The organism is Streptomyces sp. NRRL S-1022 (genome assembly GCF_000720135.1).
In the GTDB taxonomy this organism is placed as follows: domain Bacteria; phylum Actinomycetota; class Actinomycetes; order Streptomycetales; family Streptomycetaceae; genus Streptomyces.
Map to the genome: position 1 here is coordinate 1 of NZ_JOIU01000190.1, position 299 is coordinate 299.

Annotated in this window: 1 protein-coding gene; it reads left to right on the forward strand. The window is 63.9% G+C overall.

The genetic code is table 11. The features are described 5' to 3' along the window. On the forward strand, positions 1–299 hold a 299-nt coding region (locus IG05_RS43350; RefSeq protein WP_037816070.1), incomplete at both ends, for an ABC transporter substrate-binding protein.

Below are 299 nucleotides of genomic sequence, written 5' to 3' on the forward strand. Positions count from 1 at the left end.
GGCGAACTCCGACTTCAAGCAGGTGCTGGCCATGACCTCGGCCTCGCCGGTCCGCCAGGACAAGGACACCAAGTCCAAGTACGGTCTGCACCCGTTCTCCTCCGGCCCGTACAAGTTCCAGTCGTACAGCCCGGGCAAGTCGCTGGTGCTGGTCCGCAACACCAACTGGAAGGCCTCCTCGGACCCGGTCCGCAAGGCCTACCCGGACAAGATCTCGCTCACCATCTCGTCCAACCAGAGCGACTCCGACCAGCGTCTGATCAACGGCGACTACGACATCGACGCCAGCCAGACGGGTC